At 64.6% G+C, this 3,294-nt stretch carries 3 protein-coding genes; 2 read left to right on the top strand and 1 reads right to left on the bottom strand.

Going from position 1 to position 3,294, the window contains the following annotated elements:
* The first annotated feature begins 621 nt into the window (after positions 1 to 621).
* Both WAW17_RS23745 and WAW17_RS23750 read left to right on the top strand, forming a co-directional pair.
* Positions 622 to 1,947: a class I SAM-dependent methyltransferase gene (locus WAW17_RS23745; protein ID WP_422335355.1), complete on the top strand. Its 1,326-nt coding sequence runs from the start codon at positions 622 to 624 to the stop codon at positions 1,945 to 1,947.
* A gap of 127 nt (positions 1,948 to 2,074) precedes the next feature.
* The gene (locus WAW17_RS23750; RefSeq protein ID WP_422335356.1) at positions 2,075 to 2,353 is read left to right on the top strand and encodes an HNH endonuclease; all 279 of its coding nucleotides are present in this window, start codon (positions 2,075 to 2,077) and stop codon (positions 2,351 to 2,353) included.
* 524 nt (positions 2,354 to 2,877) lie between these two features.
* On the opposite strand, the gene WAW17_RS23755 is transcribed toward WAW17_RS23750, so the two are convergent.
* Entirely contained in the window at positions 2,878 to 3,084 is a 207-nt protein-coding gene (locus tag WAW17_RS23755; RefSeq protein ID WP_422335357.1) for a hypothetical protein, read from the bottom strand.
* Positions 3,085 to 3,294 lie beyond the last annotated feature (210 nt).

Here is a 3,294-nt window from a genome sequence, read left to right on the forward strand (position 1 = left end):
CGCGGACTGCTGACCGATGACGAGGTCAGTCGGCTGATGGAACGGAACAAGGGCGCCCTCGAGCGGGCGGCACGGTCTGCGTGAACGACTCGGATCCGCTGCGCGGCAAGGCCGCCGCGCAGCTCGCGGCGATGTCCGTGCCCGGTGGCCCACTGCACACGAAGTCCGACACGAACACGATGATCCGCTTTGCGGCATCCCCGGCGCGGCTGCGGTTCCGTCGCACCGTCATCGACCGGTATCTGGTGCGGGAAACCCCGCTGCGCGAGGGACTTTCGGCGATCCTCACCGCCGGCGCACCCGGAGCAGGGAAAAGCACAAGTCCTTCACCTCATCGGCATCGAGCCTGCGGAACCCATCCAGATCAGGGATATGTTCGTGCAGCAGAGCCTGTGGGCTTGGACCGGTGGTCGTGGCCGATGAGGTGTGCGAGTTCGGCGAGCCGGGGTAATGACGCACGAGGATTGTGTGATGGTGTGCGGCGGGGGGGTTCCATCGATATCGTCGACGAGATGGCTTTGCGGAATGTGGGTGTGAGTTGACGGGCCTGTGCGTCACGGCGAGCAGGGTGAACTGGGTAGTCGTGGTGGTGGTCGGACCCAAACTGTGACGGAGGTGTGTATGACGGTCGCTGACACGGTGGCGCCGCTGGTTCGTGCGGTGCTGGGTCCGCAGGTTCCGGTCGGGATCAAATGTTGGGACGGGAGCCGGAGTGGTCCTCCGGACGCGCCGTGGCAGGTGCGCATCGTCAATAGGCGTGGTCTACGGCGGTTGCTGTGGGCGCCCAACGACCTCGGTTTCGCTCGGGCCTACGTCTCCGGCGACATCGACATCGAGGGCGACCTGCTCGCCGGCCTGGACGCGTTGGAGCAAGTGTCGGACCCGAGCCGGGGCCCCGGTGTACGGATCGACGGGCAAACGAAGAAGGCGCTGGTGAAAGCGGCGCTGCGCCTGGGGATCATCGGCCCGCCACCGAAGCCGCCGGCGGAGGAAATGAAACCGGCGCGCGGGCACCGGCACGACAAGGGTCGTGATGCCGCCGCGATCAGCCACCACTACGACGTCGGCAACGACTTCTATCAACTGGTGCTCGGTGAGTCGATGACCTACTCGTGCGCGTACTGGGTGCAGCAGAGCGAGGATTTAGGTGCGGCCCAGTACGCCAAATGCGATCTGGTGGCCCGCAAGCTCGGCCTGACCGCGGGGATGCGGGTACTCGACGTCGGCTGCGGGTGGGGGACCTTCGCGCTGCACGCGGCACGTCACTACGGCACGCACGTCGTCGGTGTCACCCTGTCCCAGGAACAGGCGGACTACGCCAGCAAACGGATGGTCGACGCGGGCGTGGGCGAGTTGGTGCAGATCCGAGTCCAGGACTACCGCGACGTCACAGACGGCCCCTACGACGCGATCTCGAGCATCGGCATGGCCGAGCACGTCGGCGCCGCGATGCTGGCGACCTATGCCGCGGACCTGTTCGCGTTGCTACGCCCGCGGGGGCGGTTGCTCAACCATGCGATCTCGCGGCGACCAGGCACACTCGCCCCGTTCTCCAAAACTTCCTTCATCGATCGCTATGTGTTCCCCGACGGGGAAATCTCACCGCTCGCGACGATGATCGAGGCGCTCGAAGGGGCAGGTTTCGAGGTGCGCGACGTCGAGTCGCTGCGCGAGCACTATGCGCTGACCCTGCGGGCCTGGGTGGCAAACCTGGAGGCGAATTGGGACGAGGCGGTGGCCCAGAGCAGCGCCGGGCAGGCACGAGTATGGCGGTTGTACATGGCCGGCGCGGCGTTGGGGTTTGCGGCGAACCGGCTCGGAATCAATCAGGTCCTGGCAGTCAAATGCACCGAACAAGGTCGCAGCGGCATGCCCGGCACCCGCGCCGAGCTGTTGCAGTCATCCGCACCGAAACCATCTCCGCCGGGTCACAGTGACGAACTGTGATGTCCGTTCTCGATGTATCCGGCACACGTGAGCTGGTATATGCCCTGTTCGATATTCCTGACGAAGGCACCGTCAACATCGCGGCGAACCGAGCCGGATTCCGTCGAGTGCCAACCTGACTGCGAAAATGCCCGCTACGGGGCAAGCATTATCATTAGTTCGAATTCCGTTGGGGAAAACATTTTCAGCCATTAATTGGCATGGTCTAGGTTATCGGCAATTGACTTCGGCGTGGACGGTCACACCACATCGACGGTCCAGTCGATCACGCGGGCTCCTACTGCGCCGTGACCTCCACCGGCTCTTCAGCCATGGACTCATCGCCATCGACAGCACCGACACCATCGACTCACCGAAGAGATCCGCAAGTACCAGCGTTACGGTGCCCACCACGGCAACAAGTTGAAGGTCTCGTTGAGCAAGAAGCAGCGGGCTGCTTTCCAGTGAACATCGACACGAGCCGGGGGCCGGCCACGATCAGGTAGACGCAGTCGAAGACGACGCTGGCCGCGATGGTATGGACCAGGCGGACACTGAAATCCTTCTCGTCCGGTCCGGGTCCGCGCAGGAATCTCCGAACGAAGGTGAACACAAATGCCGGGGACTGCCAGCAACAGGATGACGATCACTTGAAACAGCCTCTGTGGCAATGCCATAACTGGTCCTTCCTGGCTGGTGTCTGCTCGAAAATTTTTGGATCGTCGCCGAACACCCCGATGCCGATCAGTGGGCGTTCGGTCACCTGCCCCCGGTCGGCCGGCCTGCGCGACCACGACGAGATCCGGGCCGGGTGGGGACGGACAGAGGGCTACGCCCGCCGTACATGCATCCTGGCCGCCGGTGGCCGGTGGCGCCTTTCGCTCCGTAATCACGCATCCCCTGGCGATACCGGTTTCGACGTGCGCGAGGGGCGCTGCCCTGGTTACGACCTCACGCTTGGTCCTCCATGGTGGCGAGTGTGGCGGCGTCCATGGGCGCCGTGAAGCCGGTGTTGGCGAAGTGGACCGTGCGCCAGGGGCCGAGATGGAGTTTGCTGTCCGATTCGCGCAGGTGCGCGCTGAGTGTGGTGTTGACGCCGGGTGACCTGGTGATCGGAAAGGGTGATGCGCGCGTTCTGGGCGCTGATCTGGACCGCACGGAGATCCGTTCCCCTGTAGATCGGCGCTGCGGGCTCGTCGGCACGCTCGCGGTCGTAGACGGTGACGATGAATTCGGGTCGGCGCAACAGTTTCCTCATGAGGGCGATCGTTCCCGACCCCGAACAGCGGGGCAAACGGGCGTGTCCCTCTGCCTACCCAGCCCGTGCCCCGGCACGGGCTGGGTAGGTGGTGTTCCGGCGCCTTGTAG

The organism is Rhodococcus sp. (in: high G+C Gram-positive bacteria), assembly GCF_049286785.1.
GTDB lineage: Bacteria > Actinomycetota > Actinomycetes > Mycobacteriales > Mycobacteriaceae > Rhodococcus_F.

Bases quoted from the DNA above. Each gene is read 5' to 3' on its own strand.
- WAW17_RS23745 (WP_422335355.1), top strand. From the start codon at position 622: ATGACGGTCGCTGACACGGTGGCGCCGCTGGTTCGTGCGGTGCTGGGT.
- WAW17_RS23750 (WP_422335356.1), top strand. From the start codon at position 2,075: ATGCCCGCTACGGGGCAAGCATTATCATTAGTTCGAATTCCGTTGGGG.